Annotated in this window: 15 protein-coding genes and 4 tRNA genes; 11 read left to right on the top strand and 8 right to left on the bottom strand. The window is 68.6% G+C overall.

Annotation, left to right across the window (positions count from 1 at the left end):
• Positions 1–15 precede the first annotated feature (15 nt).
• From HF323_RS10340 to dxs, 4 genes are all read left to right on the top strand, one after another.
• Positions 16–615, top strand: a complete 600-nt coding sequence (locus tag HF323_RS10340) for a DUF3710 domain-containing protein (RefSeq protein WP_169582496.1) — start codon at positions 16–18, stop codon at positions 613–615.
• Entirely contained in the window at positions 612–1400 is a 789-nt protein-coding gene (locus tag HF323_RS10345) for a DUF3159 domain-containing protein (protein ID WP_169582497.1), read from the top strand. The genes HF323_RS10340 and HF323_RS10345 overlap by 4 nt, the downstream gene beginning before the upstream one ends.
• Positions 1401–1538: 138 nt before the next feature.
• Positions 1539–4373: an aconitate hydratase gene (locus HF323_RS10350; RefSeq protein WP_169582498.1), complete on the top strand. Its 2835-nt coding sequence runs from the start codon at positions 1539–1541 to the stop codon at positions 4371–4373.
• A 165-nt stretch (positions 4374–4538) separates the two neighbouring features.
• On the top strand, positions 4539–6491 hold the full coding sequence (gene dxs, locus HF323_RS10355) for a 1-deoxy-D-xylulose-5-phosphate synthase (protein WP_169582499.1): 1953 nt from the start codon (positions 4539–4541) through the stop codon (positions 6489–6491).
• Between the two features lie 61 nt (positions 6492–6552).
• On the opposite strand, the gene HF323_RS10360 is transcribed toward dxs, so the two are convergent.
• The 4 genes from HF323_RS10360 to HF323_RS10375 form a co-directional block, all read right to left on the bottom strand.
• On the bottom strand, positions 6553–8697 hold the full coding sequence (locus tag HF323_RS10360) for a 3-hydroxyacyl-CoA dehydrogenase NAD-binding domain-containing protein (RefSeq protein WP_169582500.1): 2145 nt from the start codon (positions 8695–8697) through the stop codon (positions 6553–6555).
• A gap of 12 nt (positions 8698–8709) precedes the next feature.
• Positions 8710–9915, bottom strand: a complete 1206-nt coding sequence (locus HF323_RS10365) for a thiolase family protein (protein ID WP_169582501.1) — start codon at positions 9913–9915, stop codon at positions 8710–8712.
• Positions 9916–9987: 72 nt separating this feature from the next.
• Complete coding sequence (locus tag HF323_RS10370; RefSeq protein WP_169582502.1) at positions 9988–11187, bottom strand: ribonuclease D; 1200 nt, start codon at positions 11185–11187, stop codon at positions 9988–9990.
• Positions 11180–11767 carry a DUF3000 domain-containing protein gene (locus tag HF323_RS10375; protein ID WP_169582503.1) on the bottom strand — a complete coding sequence of 196 codons (588 nt, stop codon included), beginning with the start codon at positions 11765–11767 and terminating at the stop codon, positions 11180–11182. Before HF323_RS10375 ends, HF323_RS10370 begins: the two co-directional genes overlap by 8 nt.
• A 25-nt stretch (positions 11768–11792) precedes the next feature.
• Here HF323_RS10375 and HF323_RS10380 point away from each other — a divergent pair, with 25 nt between their 5' ends.
• Positions 11793–13010: an alpha/beta fold hydrolase gene (locus tag HF323_RS10380; RefSeq protein ID WP_169582504.1), complete on the top strand. Its 1218-nt coding sequence runs from the start codon at positions 11793–11795 to the stop codon at positions 13008–13010.
• A gap of 7 nt (positions 13011–13017) precedes the next feature.
• On the opposite strand, the gene HF323_RS10385 is transcribed toward HF323_RS10380, so the two are convergent.
• Entirely contained in the window at positions 13018–13458 is a 441-nt protein-coding gene (locus tag HF323_RS10385) for a SufE family protein (RefSeq protein WP_169582505.1), read from the bottom strand.
• Positions 13459–13493: 35 nt separating this feature from the next.
• Positions 13494–14396, bottom strand: coding sequence for a sulfurtransferase (locus HF323_RS10390; RefSeq protein ID WP_169582506.1), 903 nt, complete (start codon positions 14394–14396; stop codon positions 13494–13496).
• A gap of 117 nt (positions 14397–14513) precedes the next feature.
• Between HF323_RS10390 and zapE the strand changes: the two genes are divergently transcribed.
• From zapE to HF323_RS10405, 3 genes are all read left to right on the top strand, one after another.
• Entirely contained in the window at positions 14514–15539 is a 1026-nt protein-coding gene (gene zapE, locus HF323_RS10395) for a cell division protein ZapE (protein ID WP_169582507.1), read from the top strand.
• Positions 15540–15699: 160 nt separating this feature from the next.
• Positions 15700–16968 (top strand): ammonium transporter, encoded by a 1269-nt coding sequence (locus HF323_RS10400; RefSeq protein WP_169582508.1) that lies wholly within the window; start codon positions 15700–15702, stop codon positions 16966–16968.
• A 73-nt stretch (positions 16969–17041) separates the two neighbouring features.
• Positions 17042–17578 (top strand): type II toxin-antitoxin system PemK/MazF family toxin, encoded by a 537-nt coding sequence (locus HF323_RS10405; protein WP_169582509.1) that lies wholly within the window; start codon positions 17042–17044, stop codon positions 17576–17578.
• An 84-nt stretch (positions 17579–17662) separates the two neighbouring features.
• Here the strand turns inward: HF323_RS10405 and HF323_RS10410 are convergent.
• A tRNA-Val gene (locus HF323_RS10410) sits at positions 17663–17738 on the bottom strand.
• 155 nt (positions 17739–17893) lie between these two features.
• Between HF323_RS10410 and HF323_RS10415 the strand changes: the two genes are divergently transcribed.
• The 3 genes from HF323_RS10415 (at position 17894) to HF323_RS10425 (ending at position 18196) form a co-directional block, all read left to right on the top strand.
• Positions 17894–17966, top strand: a tRNA-Gly gene (locus HF323_RS10415).
• A gap of 56 nt (positions 17967–18022) precedes the next feature.
• Positions 18023–18096 (top strand) — tRNA-Cys (locus HF323_RS10420).
• Positions 18097–18121: 25 nt separating this feature from the next.
• Positions 18122–18196, top strand: a tRNA-Val gene (locus tag HF323_RS10425).
• A gap of 41 nt (positions 18197–18237) precedes the next feature.
• Here the strand turns inward: HF323_RS10425 and HF323_RS10430 are convergent.
• Positions 18238–18450, bottom strand: coding sequence for a KTSC domain-containing protein (locus tag HF323_RS10430; RefSeq protein WP_169582510.1), 213 nt, complete (start codon positions 18448–18450; stop codon positions 18238–18240).
• Positions 18451–18587: the final 137 nt, after the last annotated feature.

The raw sequence follows: 18587 nt of genomic DNA on the forward strand, positions 1-18587 counted from the left end.
GGACGGAGTCCTGCCATGACAGATCCCACACCCGCCGACGCCCCGCTGAAAGACGCGCCCGACGATCGCGCGGTCAGCGGTCCGTTCGACGAGGCCGAGGCCAACCCGGTGCGCCCCTACATCGATCTCGGCGGCATCAAGATCCTGCCGCGGGAGGGACTGAACCTGCGCCTCGAGGTGGAGGAGCAGACCAAGCGCATCGTCGCCGTGGGCCTCGACTACGCGGGGTCGACCCTGCAGGTGCAGCCTTTCGCGGCGCCACGATCGGCCGGCCTGTGGGCCGAGACCCGGGAGCAGATCCGTCAGCAGATCCGTCAGCAGGGCGGTCGCGTCGAGGAGCGCGACGGGCCTCTCGGACCCGAGCTCCTCGCTGAGGTGCCCGTTGTCGCCGGTCCCGACGGCACGGCCGGCAAGCGGCTGGCTCGATTCATCGGTGTCGACGGTCCGCGCTGGTTCCTGCGCGGCGTGATCGGCGGGGCGGCCACGGCGGACGTGGAGGCCGCCGCCGCGGTGGAGGACCTCTTCCGCTCGATCGTCGTCGTGCGCGGCGGCTCGCCGATGCCCCCGCGCGACCTCATCCCGTTGAAGATGCCCGCGACCCCCGGGGCGGCGTGAGCGAGCCGTCCCGGTCGGAGGGCGACGAGCGACACCCCGACCTCACCCCGCCGCCGGCGGCCGAGGCATCCGCTTCCGAGCTCCTCGGAGCAGCCCTGGGTGGCGCGGCCCGCAAGGCCGGGCTGGACCCGGCGAAGAGCGCCTCCACAGGCCACGTGGTGTGGGCGGCCATGGGCGGGTGGCGCGGTGTGCTTGAGTCGGTGCTCCCGGGTGTGGTGTTCCTCGTCGCGTGGACGGCGACGTACTCACCCGAGACGCGATCGGGCAACCTCGTGCTCAGCCTCGGCCTGTCCGTCGGCCTTGCCGCCGTGTTCACGGTCATCCGCCTCATCCAGCGCCAGTCGGCCAGCGCCGCCATCGGTGGGCTCGTCGCTGCGGCGGCGGCCGCGGCGCTCTCGCTCTTGACGGGCCGCGGTGAGGACAGCTTCATCCCCGGGTTCATCACGAATGCGGTCTACGGCAGCGCGTTCCTCATCTCGGCACTGATCGGCTGGTCGCTCATCGGCCTCGCGGTCGGCTTCCTCATGGGCGAGGGCACGGCGTGGCGGGCCGATCGACGCAAACGGAGGGTCTTCTTCTGGCTCGCCATCGCGTGGGCGTCGCTGTTCGCCGCGCGCCTGCTGGTGCAGCTGCCGCTGTACTTCGCCGGTGACGTCGCCGCGCTCGGAACGCTCAAGCTCGTCATGGGACTTCCGCTCTTCGCACCGCTCGTGGCCGTCACGTGGCTGGCGGTCCGGGCCCTGTACCCACGCCGCGAGTCGGGCGCAGACGCTCCCGCAGGGTGATACATTTATCTTGATATCGAGATAAATTCGCTCCGCTGCGGATTAGGTGATCCTCACTAGCCGAGGGGTCCGGGGCGGGGGAAGATGGGGGAGTGCCGGGCTCCGGCCCCGCTCCCGCCGCCGACGAAGGAGACAGACGTGTCCACGGTTGACAGCTTCGGTGCCAAGAGCACCCTGACGGTCGGCAGCACCGACTACGAGATCTTCCGCATCGACACGGTCGCGGGCTACGAGAAGCTCCCGTTCAGCCTCAAGGTGCTGCTCGAGAACCTGCTCCGCACCGAGGACGGCGCAAACGTCACGAAGGCGCAGATCGAGGCGCTCGGCTCGTGGGATCCCGACGCCGAGCCCGACACCGAGATCCAGTTCACGCCCGCACGCGTGGTCATGCAGGACTTCACCGGTGTGCCCTGCATCGTCGATCTGGCGACCATGCGCGAGGCCGTGACGGCCCTGGGAGGCGACCCCAACCGCATCAATCCGCTCTCGCCGGCCGAGATGGTCATCGATCACTCCGTCATCGCCGACCTCTTCGGCACCGAGAACGCCCTCGAGCGCAACGTCGAGATCGAGTACGAGCGCAACGGCGAGCGCTATCAGTTCCTGCGCTGGGGCCAGACCGCGTTCGACGACTTCAAGGTCGTCCCGCCGGGCACCGGCATCGTCCACCAGGTCAACATCGAGCACCTCGCCAAGGTCATCTACGACCGCACTGTCGACGGCGTGCTGCGCGCGTACCCCGACACCTGCGTCGGCACCGACTCGCACACGACGATGGTCAACGGCCTCGGCGTGCTCGGGTGGGGCGTCGGCGGGATCGAGGCCGAGGCCGCGATGCTGGGCCAGCCGGTCTCCATGCTCATCCCGCGCGTCGTGGGTTTCAAGCTGACGGGCGCGATCCCCGCCGGTGTCACTGCGACCGACGTGGTGCTGACGATCACCGACATGCTGCGCAAGCACGGAGTGGTGGGCAAGTTCGTCGAGTTCTACGGCGCAGGCGTCGCCTCGGTCCCGCTGGCCAACCGCGCCACGATCGGCAACATGAGCCCCGAGTTCGGTTCGACTGCCGCGATGTTCCCGATCGACGATGTCACTCTCGAGTACCTCCGCCTCACCGGTCGCGACGAGCAGACCGTCGCACTCGTCGAGGCCTACGCCAAGGAGCAGTCGCTCTGGCACGATCCCGCCTCCGAGCCGGCGTTCAGCGAGTACATGGAGCTCGACCTCTCCACCGTCGTGCCGTCGATCGCCGGCCCGAAGCGTCCGCAGGACCGCATCCTGCTCTCGGAGTCGAAGGCGCAGTTCGAGAAGGACATCCTCAGCTACGCCGCGGCGAGCACGTCGGAGGACATCGTCGACCTCGAGTCGAAGCACTCGTTCCCCGCATCCGACCCCGGCGCGGTCCCCGGCGAGGAAGAGCCTACGACGCGTGAGGTGCACATCAACAGCGGCAGCCCGGCCGAGTGGTCTCAGCCGGTGCCCGTCACGACGCCGGACGGCCAGTCGTATGTGCTCGACAACGGTGCCGTGACGCTCGCCGCCATCACCTCGTGCACCAACACCTCGAACCCGTCGGTCATGATCGCGGCCGGCCTGCTCGCCCGCAAGGCGGTCCAGAAGGGCCTCAAGCGAAAGCCGTGGGTCAAGACGACGCTCGGCCCCGGCTCGAAGGTCGTCACCGACTACTACGAGAAGTCCGGACTCGACAAGGACCTCGAGAGCGTCGGCTTCTTCACCGTGGGATACGGCTGCACGATCTGCATCGGCAACTCGGGCCCCCTGATCGAGGAAGTCTCGAGCGCGATCAACGAGCACGACCTCGCCGTCACCGCAGTTCTCTCGGGCAACCGCAACTTCGAGGGGCGCATCAGCCCCGACGTGAAGATGAACTACCTCGCCTCGCCGCCGCTCGTCGTGGCCTACGCGTTGGCCGGCTCGATGAACTTCGACTTCGAGACCGACCCGCTGGGCAAGGATCTCGACGGCAACGACGTGTTCCTCAAGGACATCTGGCCGGCGCCCGACGAGGTGCAGGAGATCATCGACTCGTCGATCTCGCGCGAGCAGTTCATCAAGCAGTACGCCACGGTGTTCGACGGCGACGAGCGCTGGAAGAACCTGCCGACTCCGACCGGCCCGATCTTCGAGTGGGACGCCGACTCGACGTACGTGAGGAAGGCTCCGTACTTCGACGGCATGACCATGGAGCTGACGCCGGTCGCCGACATCCGGGGAGCGCGCGTGCTCGCGACCCTCGGCGACTCGGTCACGACCGACCACATCAGCCCGGCCGGCAACATCAAGGCGGGCACGCCCGCAGCGCAGTACCTCACCGAGCACGGCGTCACGCAGAAGGACTTCAACTCGTACGGCTCGCGTCGCGGCAACCACGAAGTGATGATCCGCGGCACGTTCGCCAACATCCGGCTGAAGAACCTGCTCGTGAGCGCGGTCAACGACGGAAAGGTCGTCGAAGGCGGCTTCACGCGCGACTTCACGCAGGAAGGCGGGCCGCAGTCGTTCATCTACGACGCGAGCCAGAACTACCAGGCCGCCGGCACCCCGCTGGTGATCTTCGGCGGCAAGGAGTACGGATCCGGCTCGTCGCGCGACTGGGCGGCCAAGGGCACGAGCCTCCTGGGCGTCAAGGCGGTCATCACCGAGAGCTTCGAGCGGATCCACCGCTCGAACCTCATCGGCATGGGCGTCGTCCCGCTGCAGTTCCCGGCCGGCAAGAGCTGGGAGTCGCTCGGGCTCGACGGCACCGAGATCGTCTCGATCAGCGGACTCGAGCAGCTCAACGAAGGCGTGACGCCCAAGACCGTGCGCGTCACGGCGGAGCCGAGCGAGTTCTCACCCGAGGGCAAGCAGACGGTCGAGTTCGACGCGATCGTCCGCATCGACACCCCCGGTGAGGCGGACTACTACCGCAACGGCGGGATTCTCCAGTACGTGCTGCGCTCGCTCGTCTGAGCGTCGTCGGAGGGTCCGGAGTCACCAGGCTCCGGACCCTCCGTGCATCCTGCGAGTGTTCTGGGCTGTCGCCGTTCCGGAGGGCGCGCCCTCCTCGCCGGGTAAACTGGACGGGGCTCTGCACCAGGTGCCCGCCGTCGCCGATCAAGGGGGAGAAGGACTTTCATGGCGCTGCTTCCCACGATCTCGGGTCCCCGTGATCTCGACGCCCTGAGCGTCGATCAGCTTCAGGAGCTCTCCGCCGAGATCCGTGCCTTCCTCATCGAGAACGTGGCACGAACCGGAGGTCATCTCGGACCCAACCTCGGGGTCGTCGAACTGACGATCGCTCTGCACCGCGTCTTCGACTCTCCGTCCGACCCGTTCATCTTCGACACCGGTCACCAGTCGTACGTCCACAAGCTCCTCACCGGCAGGCAGGACTTCTCCCAGCTGCGCTCGCGCGGTGGGCTCTCCGGGTACCCGCAGCGTTCGGAGAGTCCGCATGACGTGGTGGAGTCCTCCCACGCGTCGAGTTCGCTGAGCTGGGCCGACGGGGTTTCGCGCGCGCTCATCCGCACCGGGCGCAAGGATCGCCACGTGGTGGCCGTCGTCGGCGACGGCTCGCTCACGGGCGGGATGACGTGGGAGGCGCTCAACAACATCTCCGACGACAACGACCGCAACCTCGTGATCGTCGTGAACGACAACGGCCGCTCCTACGCGCCGACGATCGGCGGGATGGCCCGGTATCTCAACCGGGTCCGAACGGCCGAGACCTACCGCAGCCTGCACCGCGGCTCCGACAGCCTCTTCCGCAGGCTCGGCCCGGCCGGTCGTGCAGTGTACCGAGGCGTGCGAGGGGGCACGCATGGCTTCCTCTCGCGTTTCACGAACAACGCGGCGCTCTACTCGAATCTCGACATCAAGTACCTCGGACCTGTCGACGGGCACGACCTCGAGTCGCTCATCGAAACGCTGGAGCTCGCGAAGGCCTACGGTGCTCCCGTGATCGTCCACGCGATCACTGAGAAGGGCCGCGGATATCAGCCCGCTCTCGACGACGTCGCCGACGCCTTCCACGCAGTCGGGAAGATCGACCCGCTCACCGGCAAGACGGTCGGAAGCGGCGGCGGCGCGCCCGCGTGGACGGACGTGTTCGCGGACGAGCTCGTGGCGGTGGGAGAAGAGCGCGATGACGTCATCGCGATGACCGCCGCGATGCTCCGCCCCACCGGTCTGCTGCCGTTCGCGCAGAGGTTCCCCGACCGCGTCTATGACGTCGGCATCGCCGAGCAGCACGCCGTCGCCTCGGCGGCCGGTCTCGCATTCGGCGGACTGCATCCCGTCGTGGCGATCTACGCGACATTCATGAACCGCGCGTTCGATCAGGTGCTGATGGATGTCGCGCTGCACCGTGCGGGCGTCACGTTCGTGCTCGATCGGGCGGGCGTCACGGGCCCTGACGGGCCCAGCCACCACGGCATCTGGGATCTTGCGATGCTGCAGCTGGTGCCGAACATCCGCATCGCCGCCCCGCGCGATGCGGATCGGCTGCGCGAGGCCCTGCAGGAAGCGGTGGCGATCGATGACGCGCCCACCGTGATCCGCTTCCCGAAGGGTGCGGTGAGTCCCGAGCTGCCGGCGCTGGAGCGCCTCGAGGACGGTGTCGATGTCCTCGTCCGCTCGGGCGCGGAAGACGTTCTCATCGTGGGGATCGGGCCGATGGCCCACATCGCGGTCGACGTCGCCGACCGCTTGCGCGCCCAGGGCATCGGAGCGACGGTGATCGATCCGTGCTGGGCCGTGCCGGTGCAGCCGTCGATCGTCGAACTGGCGGCCGCCCATCGCCTCGTGATCACGATCGAGGACGGCATCCGCGTCGGCGGCATCGGGACGCGGGTTCGTCAGGTGCTCCGCGAGGCCGGCGTCGACACGGCGGTGGACGAGCTGGGCGTGCCGGACGAGTTCATCGACCACGCGAGCCGCGAGCAGATCCTCGAGGACGCCGGACTCACACCTGCCAAGATCGCACAGGACGTCGTCTCCCAAGTGCTGGGCACGCGCATCCCGGTCGCACGCGGCGCGACCAGCGAGATCCCGACGATCCCCACACTCTCGCGCGAGAAGCGCGGCTGAATCCGCTCCACGAACAGAGAAAGGGCGCACCCTCGCGGGTGCGCCCTTTCTCGCCGTGATGCTAGGACCCGATGCCCTTGACCGGCGGGTGGTGGAACGTGTCGCCGAAGACGCGCTCCGATGCCCCCTCGCGATCCAGATAGGGCGACGCGCCCCCGTCGATGAAGGGCCATCCTGCGCCGAGGATGAGGCAGAGATCGATGTCCTCGACCTCTGGCACCACGCCTTCGTCCAGCATGATCCTGATCTCCTGCGCGAGGCCGTCCTGAACCCGCTGCAGAATCGTCGCGGCCGGAGCCGGGGTCGATCCGACCGCGGGCTTGAGGAGCTTCTCCGCCGCCTTCGTCCAGCCGGTCACCCGACCGCCCTTATCCTTCTCGACGACCTCGGGCAGCTCCGCCAGGGCATGGAAGTTCTCGTTGGCGTAGAAACGGTCGGGGAACGCCTTCACCATCGTGTCCTGCACGTGGGCGGCGACCTTCCAGCCGACGAGGTCGATCAGCTGGAACGGCCCCATCGGAAGACCGAGCGGCGCGAACGCTTTCTCGACGTCGACCACCGGCGTGCCCTCGTAGACCGCGCGAGCGGCCTCGCCCATCACCTTGGCGAGCAGTCGATTGACGACGAACCCGGGAGCATCGGCGGTCAGCACCGCGTTCTTGCCGAGGTTCTTCGCCACGACGAAGGCGGTGGAGAGCGCAGCATCCGACGTCTTCGGAGTCTTGACGACCTCGATGAGCGGCATGACGGCGACCGGATTGAAGAAGTGGAACCCGACAAGCCGCTCGGGGTGCGCGAGCTTCGCACCGATCTCCTCGACCGACAGCGAGGACGTGTTCGTCGCGAGAACCGCGTCCTCCGCCACGATCTGCTCGATCTCGCCGAACACCTGCTGCTTGACGCCGACCTCTTCGAACACGGCCTCGATGACGAAGTCGCAGTCGGCGTACAGGCTCTTGTCGGTCGTCCCCGTCACGAGCGCACGGAGCCGGTTGGCCGTATCGCCGTCGAGGCGACCTTTCACCTCGAGCTTGCCGATCTCCTCGTGGATGTAGGCCACGCCCTTGTCGACGCGCGCCTGGTCGAGGTCGGTGATCAGTACGGGCACCTGCAGCTTGCGCACGAACAACAGGGCGAACTGGCTCGCCATGAGGCCCGCGCCGATGATGCCCACCTTGGCGACCTTCTTCGCGAGCGCCTTGTCGGGTGCGCCGACGGGGCGCTTGGCGCGCTTCTGCACGAGATCGAAGGCATACATCGATGCGGCGAACTGGTCTCCCGCGACCAGCTCGGCGAGAGCCTCGTCCTCACGGGCGAAGCCCTCCGCCCTGGTGCCGCTCTTGGCCTTCTCGAGCAGCTCGAGCGCCGCGTACGGCGACTTCGGGACCGTGCCGATCTTCGACTCGAGCATCCCTCGGGCCATCTTGATCGCGATGGGCCACTTGGTGAGACGCTCGAGCTTGCCCGGCTCGTTCTTGCGGTCCACCTTGACGGCGCCTCCCAGCACCCCGTCCGCCCACGCCAGCGAGTCCTCGAGGAAGTTCGCGGCCGGGAAGATCGCGTCGACGATGCCGTACTCGAACGCCTGCTGGGGCTTGAGCATGCGGTTCTGCTTGAGCGGGTTCGAGATGACGACCTCGAGGGCGTTCTCGATGCCGATGAGGTTCGGGAGCAGATACGCGCCTCCCCACCCGGGGATGATGCCCAGGAACACCTCGGGCAGCGCGATGGCGGCCGCCGAGGCATCCACCGTCCGATACGTGCTGTTGAGGGCGATCTCCAGGCCGCCGCCGAGCGCCAGTCCGTTCACGAAGGCGAAGGAGGGCACGCCGAGTTCGGACAGCTTGCCGAAGACGTGATGCCCGAGCTGCGCGATCAGGCGGGCATTGTCTTTCGAGCCCACGCGCGAGATGTCGGAGAGGTCGGCTCCGGCGGCGAGGATGTACTGCTTGCCGGTCACGGCCACAGCCTGGATCTCGCCGGCGGACGCGCGCTGCGCGAGGGAGTCGAGGGTGGCGCCGAGCTCCCTGAGCGTCGTCGGTCCGAGCGTGTTCGGCCGGGTGTGATCGCGCCCGTTGTCGAGTGTGATGAGCGCCAGCACCTTGCCGGATCGCAGGCGGACGTCGCGCACGCGCGAGTGCGTGACCACCTCACCCTCGGCGAGGGCGTCGAGCGGGGAGAAGTCGATCTCTTCGTAGTTCGTCATGCGAGGCGGGCCCTACTTCTTCTTCTTGCCGTCGTAGTGCGGGTTCTCCCAGATGACCGAGCCGCCCTGTCCGAGACCCACGCACATCGCCGTGAGGCCGTACCGGACGTCGGGACGCTCGGCGAACTGCGCCGCGAGCTGGATCATGAGGCGCACGCCCGAGGCAGCCAGCGGGTGCCCGAACGCGATCGCTCCGCCCCACGGGTTGACGCGCGGGTCGTCGTCGGCGATGCCGAAGTGATCGAGCAGCGAGATCACCTGGATCGCGAATGCCTCGTTGAGCTCGAACAGGCCGATGTCGTCGATCTTCAGACCGGCCTTCTTGAGGGCCTTCTCGGTCGACGGGATGGGCCCGATACCCATGATCTCGGGCTGCACACCCGCGAACGCGAACGAGACGAGCTTCATCTTCGGGGCGAGGCCGAGTTCCTTGACCGCACCGCCACCGGCGAGCAGCGACATCGTCGCGCCGTCCGTGAGAGGAGACGAGGTGCCCGCCGTCACGCGGCCGTGAGGACGGAAGGGCGTCTTGAGAGCGGCCAGGTCCTCCATCGTCGTCTGCGGGCGACGGCCCTCGTCTTCGGCTGCCAGGCCCCACGAGCCCTCGGCGTCCTTGATGGCGACCGGGATCAGGTCCGGCTGGATCTTGCCGGCGTCATAGGCGGCCTGCACCTTGTGCTGACTCCGCATGCCGTAGCGGTCCGAGCGCTCCTTGGTGAGGTGGGGGAACCTGTCGAAGATGCGCTCGGCGGTGACGCCCATGTTGAGCGCGCCCGGGTCGACCATCTTCTCGGCCACGAAGCGGGGGTTAGGGTCGGCGTTGCCGCCGATCGGGTGGTGGCCCATGTGCTCGACGCCGCCCGCGAGGGCTACGTCGTACATCCCGACGCCGATCGAAGCCGCCATCGTGGTGACGCTCGTCATCGCGCCGGCGCACATGCGGTCGATCGCGAAACCGGGCACCGTCTGCGGCAGACCGGCGAGGATCGCCACCGAGCGGCCCAGGGTGAGGCCCTGGTCTCCGGTCTGCGACGTCGCGGCGATCGCGACGTCGTCCACCCGGTCCTTCGGGACACCCGGGTTGCGCTCCATGAGCCCGATCGTCGCCTTGACCGCGAGGTCATCCGATCGGGTGTTCCAGTACATGCCCTTCTCGCCGGCGCGCCCGAACGGGGTGCGCACTCCATCGACGAAGAAGACGTCCGAAATCTCGGCCACTCTGCCTCCAAAAATAGGGATGCCGCCAGCCTAGGGAGGCGGTCGGAGCGCCTGGAATCGGGTGGGGGAATCCTACGAAGCGGTCTCCGGCGACGTCACGGGTGATTGCACGGAAGCCACAAAGGCATCCACGATCACCTGTGCAGTCTGCGCAATCTGCCACGGGCGCGCTCCGAGCGCGAGAAGGGAATCGCCGACGGATGCCGCGGTGAGCGGCTCCGGCGGATCCCACGCCACGCGCCGCAGGAGCTCCGGTGTGAGGAGGTTCTCGGTCGGCATCCGGAGTTCCTCGGCACGCTGCTCCACCGCAGGACGAGCCGCCTTCAGGCGCGCGTCCGCCTCGGGGTTGCGGTCCGGCCACGCCCGGGGAGGCGGGAGAGAATCGCCGCCGATCGCGCGCTCCAGGGGAAGATCCTGCGTGCTCCGGCCCTCCTCGAACGCGGCCCACCATCGGTCGAGCTGCGTCCTGCTGGCACGACCGGTGAACTCCTTCACTCCCGCGAGATCCTGTTTGGTCTTCGGGTCGGCCAGCACGGCGGCCACGAGGGCCCGGTCGGGCACGAGGCGCCCCGGCGCGACGTCCTGGTCGCGGGCGTAGTCCTCGCGTGCCGTCCACAGTGCGCGCGCCACCGCCAGCGCCCGCCGCCCGCGGACGGTGTGAAGGCCGCTCAAGCGGCGCCATGGCTCGTCGCGAGGAGCCTTCGGCTCGCGTTCGAGAACCGCTTGGAACTCCTCGGCCGCGAACTCGGTCTTGCCCTGCTCGGCGAGTTCGGCGACGAGCACGTCGCGGACGTCGACGAGGTGCTCGACATCGAGCGCGGCGTACTCGAGCCACGCCTGGGGGAGCGGCCTCGTGGACCAGTCCGACGCCGAGTGCGCCTTCGCGAGCGCGATGCCGAGCGTGTCCTCGACGACCGCGCCCAGTCCGACGCGCTGATGCCCGAGCAGCCGTGCTGCCAGTTCGGTGTCGAAGATCGACGCCGGCTCCAGACCGAGCTCACGCAGCGAGGGGAGGTCCTGACTCGCGGCGTGGAGGATCCATTCCTCGTCGCCGATGGCGTCCTGGAGGGCGGCGAAGTCGCCGATGGGCGGCGGGTCGAACAGGAACACGCCCGCATCACGGCGGAAGACCTGGATGAGGTAGGCGCGCTGCGAATAGCGGAAGCCGGACGCGCGCTCGACGTCGACCGCGACGGGACCGTGCCCGCGGGCGAGTCGGTCGCACGCGTCTTCGAGATCTTCCAGGCGATCGATGACGGCGTACTCAGTCACGCGGCGTCCTGCGAGAACCCAGCATTGCAATCCCTTCCGAGCCCGGGGGAAGACCCGCGAGCATGCACACCAGTTCAGCCCATGCTTCCACGTGCGGGCCGATCTCGCCCTCCGGGGTCCAGGATGCGCGCAACTCGATCTGCGCTCCGTCGCCCTCGGCCGCGAGCGAGCCGAAGCCCTTGGAGAGGGTCTTGGTCGCGGTCCCCGAGGCGGAGTGGAATTCGGCGCGGTGCGACTTCAGGGCGTCGGTCAGCCACGCCCACGCCACATCGGCCAGCAGCGGGTCGATCCCGATGTCGGGTTCGAGCGGAGCCTGGGCGAAGCACACGATCCGCCACGGACCGTTCCATTGCGCGGGTTCGTCCGGGTCGTGCAGCAAGATGAAGCGGCCGGTGCCGTAGGCGGAGTCCTCACCCTCAGCCTCCGGGCGCACGTCGCCGGCCAAGGCCAGCGAGGACGGCGCGAGACCCGCGGGTGCGGGGATCTCGCGCACGGAGAGGTCGCCGCGGAATCGGATCGCCCGAACGGAGTCGACAGCGTGCGAGAACGGCGAGGCCGCCGGAGGACGAAGCTCAGCCACGCGGACAGACTAGAGTGAGGCTTCGATGGTCGACTCCAGGCGCGCCGCGATGGGCGGCGCCTCACCCGCTCTCCTCGCCGGAATCCGGGCCGCGCTCACGATTCTCAGCGTGGCTCTCGCCGGGGCGCTGTCCTTTCTGGCACTCGGATCGGTGCGCATGGCCCGCCGTGTCGTCACTCCCGCCCGCCGCCTCCCCGACACGCGCATCCTGTCCCTCGACACCGCGGCGCAGACCATCACGCTGTCTCGCACGCCCGATACCGGGTTGCCCGGACGCTATGGGCTCTTCACCTCGGGCTCCGCCGACTACGTCAAGCTCGGATCCGTCCTCTCGCAGGACGCGACGAGCGTCAAGCGGAAGCTCCTCACGCACGTCGGGTCCGACGCCCGGCTCTCGCCCGAAGCGGCGTTCAGCGGGTGGTACTACGACCGCCCCGACCAGCTGCAGCTTCCCTACAGTCCCGAGCTCATCGGTTCGACGGTCGGGCCGTGCCCGGCGTGGCTCTTCCCCGCGGGGGACGGCGACGTGTGGGTCATCCAGGTGCACGGTCGCGGCACCACGCGCGCGGAGTGCCTGCGCGCTGTCCCGCTCTTCCACTCCCTGGGCATCACGTCCCTCATCGTGTCGTACCGCAACGACGGCGAAGCGCCACGCAGTCGTGCCGGCACCTACACGCTCGGGGCGACGGAATGGCGCGACGTCGACGCGGCCGTCGGCTTCGCTCGCCGCCGCGGCGCACGGCGCATTCTGCTGATGGGCTGGTCGATGGGCGGGGCCATCGCCCTGCAGGTCTCGCTCAACTCCGCGCACCGCGGCGCGATCGCCGGCCTCGTGCTGGAATCGCCCGTCATCGACTGGCGCATCGTGCTCGAGTATCAAGCGCGCGCCATGCGCGTCCCCACCACCGTCAGCGGCCTGGCGATCGAGGCGCTCCAGCACGAGTGGGCGGCCCCGATCACGCGCTCGGGCAGCGCGATCCCCTTCGACCGGCTGGATGTCGTCTCGAGGGCGGCCGAGTTGAGGCATCCGATCCTCATCCTTCACAGTGACGACGACGGGTTCGTGCCGTCGGACGCCTCCCACGACCTCGTCGTCGCACGACCCGACCTGGTGCAGCTCGAGGTCTTCGAAGTCGCGCGTCACACCAAGCTCTGGAACTACGACCAGGACCGCTGGACGGCTCGTATCCGCGCATGGCTCGAGCAGCAGGGCGTCACAGGCGCGAGCGCGACCGAGGCCTGAGGACGGCTCAGGCTGAGCGCTTGGCCGCCACCTGCCGCTTGGCGCGCATCAGCATGCCCGTCATGCCCGAGATCCGCAGCGGCGAGACGACGCGCGTGAGGCCGATGCTCTGCGGGAAGTCGGCCGGGATGGCGAGCACCTCGTCGGATGTCAGCCCGGTGATTCCCTGGGCGAGGATGCTCGCGAATCCGCGCGTCGTGGGTGCTTCGGCCGGCGCCGTGGCGTGCATCGCGACCACGCCTTCGGCGTTCACGTCGACGATGATGAACACGGGGGACTGGCACTCCGCCACCCGCTCGTAGAGCTCGGGATGACCTTCGTACTCGGCGGGGACCGCCGGGAGCTCCTGGGAGTACTCCAGCAGCAGCTGCAGCCGATCGGATTCGGGCAGCTCGAGGAACTCGTCGCGGATCTCGGCGAGACTGTCGGGGAGGACGGCTTCGGTCATCTCTCCCATCCTTTCACGCGAGCGGATGCCTCGGCTCAGTGCGCTGGCGCCTCGCCCGGCTCGCTCCCCGCGACGATCGGAACCCGCACGGCGCTGCCCCACTCGGTCCAGGACCCGTCGTAGTTGCGCACGTCCTCGAAGCCGAGCAGATGCTTCAGGACGAACCAGGTGTGGCTCGACCGTTCCCCGATGCGGCAGTAGGCGACGACCGAGTCGCCGTCCCCGAGACCCACCTCGCCTCGGTAGATGGCGTCGAGCTCGGCACGGGTCTTGAAGCTCCCGTCCTCGGCGACGGCGCGCGCCCACGGAACGCTCTTGGCGGTGGGGATGTGGCCGGCGCGCAGCGCACCCTCTTCGGGATAGGCGGGTGCCGACGTGCGCGAGCCGTCGTACTCCTCAGGTGAGCGCACATCGATGAGCGGCTTGCCGAGGTGCGCGAGAACGTCGTCCTTGTACGCGCGGAGTCGGGTGTCGTCGCGCTCGACCACCGGGTACGCGGTGCGACGGGGCTCGGGCCTGTCGGTGGTGATCGGGCGCCCCTCGGCGATCCACTTGTCGCGTCCGCCGTCGAGGAGTCGCACGTCTTCGTGCCCGAACAGCGAGAACACCCACAGCGCGTACGCGGCCCACCAGTTGTTCTTGTCCCCGTAGATCACGACGGTGTCCTCGCGCGAGATCCCCTTGCCCGAGAGAAGCTCGGCGAAGCCTGCTCCGTCGACGTAGTCGCGCACGACCGGGTCGTTGAGCTCGGTGTGCCAGTCCACCTTGACGGCGCCGGGGATGTGGCCGGTCTCGTAGAGGAGGACGTCCTCGTCGGATTCGACGACGACCAGGCCGGGCGTTCCGAGCCGCTCCTGCAACCAGTCGCCGGTGACGAGCCTGCCCGGTTCGGCGTACTCGGCGAACTTCGGGGACGACGTGTCGGTCTCGACGGCCATGGCTGCTCCTCAGTCGGGGCGGATGTGGTGACGACTAGGGTTGAACCGTCGTCTTCGACCTTAGATTCCCCGGCTTCCGCGCCGCCCCCTTCCGTAAGACTCCGACACAGGATCCGCATGACCGTCCCCACCGCCTCCGGCATCGTCCACCTCGTGGACCGCACCCCTCAGCTCGCGGGGGCGGAGATGGTCGCCGCCCTCGTCCCCCCGCCGCAGTTCGCGGATGCGACGTTCGACACGTACCGTGCCGACCCCGCGTTTCCCTCGCAGCAGGCGGCGAAGGACCTGCTGATGGCGTTCTCGGGCACGGCCACGCCTGCCAAGGGCGGCTTCTTCCGCCGCGCGAAGGCCCCCGAGGTCAAGCCCGGCGTGTACCTCGACGGCGGATTCGGCGTCGGCAAGACGCACCTTCTCGCGGCGGTGTACCACGCGCTTCCCGCACGAAGGAAGTACTTCGGCTCTTTCATCGAGTACACCGCCCTCGTCGGCGCGCTCGGCTACCAGAACACCGTGGAGCTGTTCCGGGGCGCCGATCTGCTCTGCATCGACGAGTTCGAACTCGACGATCCCGGCGACACGATGGTCATGACGCGGCTGCTCGGCGAACTCGTCGGCACGGGGACCCGCCTGGCGGCGACATCCAATACTCCTCCGAACGCGCTGGGGGAGGGCCGCTTCGCCGCCCAGGACTTCCTGCGCGAGATCCACGCGATGGCGGCGAGCTTCCAGACCGTCCGCATCGACGGCACCGATTTCCGTCACCGCGCGGTGGACGGGCACGCCGCCGTACTGACCCAGCCCGAGTACGAAGCGGCGGTCGCGGATGCCTCGGCCCGCGGACCGGTGTCGGACGACGACTTCTCAGCTCTCATCGCGCACCTCGCCCGTGTCCATCCGTCGCGGTACATTCGGCTCATCGAAGGGCTGAGTGCGGTGGGCCTGCGAAACGTCGAGCCGTTCACCGACCAGTCGGCGGCGCTGCGGTTCGTGGCGTTCATCGACCGCGTGTACGACGCCGAGCTGCCGATCCGCGCCACGGGCACATCCCTGGACCTCGTGTTCCCCGATGAGATGCTCGCCGGCGGCTATCGGAAGAAGTACCTGCGCGCGATCTCGCGCCTCGTGGCGTCGACTCTCGCCTGATTCCCGGCGGGCTTCCGCCCCTGCGAAACACGATGTTTACGCACGCGGCGGTCGCGTAACGAGCGGGAAACACGAGGTGTCCCGCTGCGGAAACGGGCGGTCGCGACACTGGGTGGACCCGACGCGACACCTGCGTCCCTGCAGAGAGGTTCCCCCTGAGATGGATCAAGGCAACACCGCATTCATCCTGATCGCAGCAGCGCTCGTCCTTCTGATGACCCCCGGACTCGCCTTCTTCTACGGCGGTCTCGTCAAGGCGAAGAGCGTCATCAGCATGATGATGCTGAGCTTCGGCGCACTCGGCCTGATCGGCGTCCTGTGGGTCGTCTACGGCTATGCGATCGCGTTCCCCGGATCTGAGGGCCTGGTTCCGCCGTGGTCGATCGACTGGAACGCCGTCGGCCTGTCGGCGCTCATCGAGGTGCCTGAGGGCGCCGCCTACCCGCCGCTCGCCTTCGTCGCCTTCCAGGCCACCTTCGCGATCCTCACCGTCGCCCTCGTGTCCGGCGCCATCGCCGACCGCGCGAAGTTCGGCTCCTGGATGATCTTCGCCGCCATCTGGGCGACGATCGTCTACTTCCCCGTCGCCAGCTGGGTCTTCAACTTCGGCCTCGCCGAGGACGGCAGCTTCGCCTACGGCGGCTGGATCACCTACGGCATGCAGGAGTGGTTCGGCGTCGGCGCGATCGACTTCGCCGGCGGTACCGCCGTCCACATCAACGCCGGTGCGGCCGCACTCGCGCTCGCGCTCGTCCTGGGCAAGCGCGTCGGCTTCCAGAAGGGCGTTCACGTCCCGCACAACCCGCCGTTCGTGCTGCTCGGCGCGGGCCTTCTCTGGTTCGGCTGGTTCGGTTTCAACGCGGGCTCGGAGCTCGCCGCCGACGGCACTGCCGCACTGGCATTCGTCAACACGATCGCCGCCCCCGCCGCCGCGCTGCTCGCCTGGCTCGTCGTCGAGAAGTTCAAGGAGGGCAAGCCCACCTCTGTCGGTGCCGCCTCGGGTGCCGTCGCGGGTCTCGTCGCGATCACGCCGGCCTGCGCCTCGCTCGACCCGGTCTGGGCGATCGTGCTCGGCTTCATCGCCGGCGCCGTGTGCGCCCTCGCGATCGAACTGAAGTTCAAGTGGGGCTTCGACGACTCGCTCGACGTGGTGGGCATCCACCTCGTCGGCGGCCTCATCGGAACGCTCTACATCGGCTTCTTCGCGAAGGCGACGGGCCTCGTCTGGACCGGCGACCCCACGCAGCTGCTCGTGCAGACGATCGCCGCCGTCGCCGTCCTGGTGTACTCCTTCGTCCTGGCCTGGGTCATCGGCTTCGCCATCGAGAAGACGATCGGCTTCCGCGTCAAGAACGAGGACGAGGTCGCCGGCATCGACACCGTCCTCCACGGCGAAGAGGGCTACGTCCTGGAGAACACCCGGGCCTGACCCGTTCTCCTCTGCCCGAAGGGGCGTCGCGGATCTCCGCGGCGCCCCTTCGGCGTGCGGGTAGGGTTGCCGCGTGCCATCACGTCCCCGGCTTCTCACTCGGCTCGTGCAGATCTTCCGGCCGGCGCCCGCCGCGACAGCGCCGGCGGGCGGGCGACGTCAGGACGGACTCGTCGATGAGCCCGGCCGGTCCGGCGCGAGCGCGACGGTCGAGGTCGAACCGCCCGGACCGGGCGAGGTAGTGGTGTCCTATGCACCTGACGTGGACGGCGACCCCGATGCGGGCGAAGTGATCTGGACGTGGGTGCCGTACGACGAGCGGGACGGACGCGGCAAGGACCGGCCGGTGCTCATCGTGGCGCGCCGCGACGCCGAGCGGGTCTACGGTGTGCGCCTCACCAGCAAATCCCACCAGGGCGATCACGACTATCTGGCCATCGGTTCGGGGGAGTGGGACTCGGCGGGGCGACCGTCCTGGGTCGACGTCGAGCAGATCTACCTCGTCCATCGAGAGGGCATGCGGCGCGAGGCATCCGTCCTCGACCTCGAGAGATTCACGCTCGTGGCGACCGCACTGCAGCGACGCTATGGATGGAGCCTCGGCGACTGAGAGCCCGCGCATTCGTGACGTCGGCACAAGACCGGGGCGATTCGCAGTCCGACGACGAAGCCCCCGCCAGGGGCGGGGGCTGGATGGTGGGCGATACCAGACTCGAACTGATGACCTCTTCCGTGTGAAGGAAGCGCGCTACCAACTGCGCCAATCGCCCGTGGTCCGTAGGACCGAGACTCGATACTACCCGACGCGGCGGGCTCGCTCGAACCACATCCGGGAGACACGCGCGGGTGGCGTCCGGTTTTGCATGGCGCCGTTCGTGGGATAAAGTCTTTCAAGTGCCCGGGGTGCGAATCCCGGGAGCGAAATGCGGATGTAGCGCAGTTGGTAGCGCATCACCTTGCCAAGGTGAGGGTCGCGAGTTCGAGTCTCGTCATCCGCTCGAGTGCAGGGACTGTCCTTCGGGAGAGTCACGGCACGTGGGGTCAAACCACACGCGGTGGCGTGGCCGAGCGGCTAGGCACCGGCCTGCAAAGCCGTTTACACGGGTTCGAATCCCGTCGCCACCTCCACTCAGCAAGTGAACAGCCCATACGGGCGCGATTGGCGCAGCGGTAGCGCGCTTCCCTGACACGGAAGAGGTCACTGGTTCGATCCCAGTATCGCGCACCACAGAACCCCCGCCTCGGCGGGGGTTTCGTCATTTCCGGCCCCTATCGGACGTGGTCGTTCGGGTATCGGTCCCTGATGTGCTCTCGAAAGAAGCGGCCCGCGCTGTCCGCGCCGATCAGGCCGCGGTGGATCGACGGCGGGACGGCATAGAACCGGTACACCTCTCCCGACGTGAACTCCAGTTCGAGCACGGCGACGTCCGCGTCGTAGCCGGCCGACGCGATCGCACCGGACTCGAGCGCGCGTCGTCTCATGCCGCGAGCGTACGCCTGCAGGTGCGAACAACGGCGTTGGACGCGGCGCGGCGCCCGACCGGGGACGGCGGGAGGACTGGCTAGACTCGGACCATGGAACTCGTCGGTTCGGTGAACGCGGTCTTCGCCGCGCCGGC

Source organism: Microbacterium sp. MF43 (assembly GCF_012847295.1).
Taxonomy (GTDB): domain Bacteria; phylum Actinomycetota; class Actinomycetes; order Actinomycetales; family Microbacteriaceae; genus Microbacterium.